At 34.8% G+C, this 1,174-nt stretch carries 2 protein-coding genes; both read left to right on the top strand.

The features are described from left to right. Positions 1-76 precede the first annotated feature (76 nt). Positions 77-841, top strand: coding sequence for an AAA family ATPase (locus AB1422_19565; GenBank protein MEW6621500.1), 765 nt, complete (start codon positions 77-79; stop codon positions 839-841). Next, on the top strand, positions 834-1,174 hold a 341-nt coding region (locus tag AB1422_19570; GenBank protein MEW6621501.1), incomplete at its 3' end, for a hypothetical protein. The genes AB1422_19565 and AB1422_19570, both read left to right, overlap by 8 nt.

The following is a 1,174-nucleotide window of genomic DNA, read 5'->3' on the forward strand; positions in this document are numbered from 1 at the left end:
TTTTTTCTTTACATTTATCTACAAAATATGGTATAATAAATTCCGAACTTTGGAACTTAACGGATGGAGGTGAATTATGTGCAGAATTATAGCCATTGCTAATCAAAAAGGTGGTTGTGGAAAAACGACCACAGCCGTAAATCTGGCGACGGCGTTAGCTAATCTTAACCGGAAGGTATTACTTATTGACTTTGACCCGCAGGGAAACGCATCACTTCACATGGGAATTAAAATTTATGACTTACAAAAATCAATGTATGATGTTTTAGTTGACCCGGAGAAAACAGTAAAAGATGTCGTTATGCCTACGGAAATTAAAGGATTGGATATAGCTCCGGCAAATATTGAACTATCCGGGGCAGAGATAGAATTGGTCAATGTTATTGGTCGTGAATCGGCACTTAAAGATAGTATGGATAACATAGATAAAGACTATGATTATATCCTTCTCGATTGTCCACCTTCTTTGGGACTTTTAACCTTAAATGCCTTTACGACCGCTCAAGAAGTGCTCATCCCGGTTCAAACAGAATATTTTGCATTAGAGGGAATGAAAAAGTTATTAAAAACAATTGATGTCGTGACTAAAAGACTAAATCATACCTTAAAAATATGTGGTGTCCTTGCCACGCTGTATGATTCTCGAACAAATCTAAGTGAGGCTATTTATAAAAAAATCAAAGAACATTTTAAAGATATGGTGTTTAATACAAAAATCCGTAAGAATGTCCGATTAGCCGAGGCGCCATCTTTTGGTCTCCCGATTGAAAAATATGCTCCTAATTCCTTTGGAGCACAAGATTATCATAAATTAGCAAAAGAGGTGATTAGTTATGAGTAAAAGAGCTGTTTTAGGTAAAGGAGCAGAATCTATATTTGAAATTACAACATTTGAAAAGAAAGAACCACATCTTAAATCTGTTAGATTGCCTAAATTTAAAACCTTTGAAGTAAAATTGTCTATCTTGCTTCGAACAGACCAATTAGAATTTCTGACAGAATTAGAGCGAAAAATAATGAGAAATCGCTCCACACAGAATAAAAAAGAAAGAATAACTAAAAACTCAATTCTCAGAGCTTATATTGATGTTTTAAGCAGTGTCGAGATAGATAAGTCAGAAATACGAGATGAGGCAGAATTGTTACGCAGGTTAAAAAGCAAATTGCAAGTGGT

The organism is bacterium (assembly GCA_040757115.1).
Classification (GTDB): domain Bacteria; phylum UBA9089; class CG2-30-40-21; order CG2-30-40-21; family SBAY01; genus JBFLXS01.

Coding starts and splice junctions, on each gene's coding strand:
- AB1422_19565 (MEW6621500.1), top strand. CDS start 77: ATGTGCAGAATTATAGCCATTGCTAATCAAAAAGGTGGTTGTGGAAAA.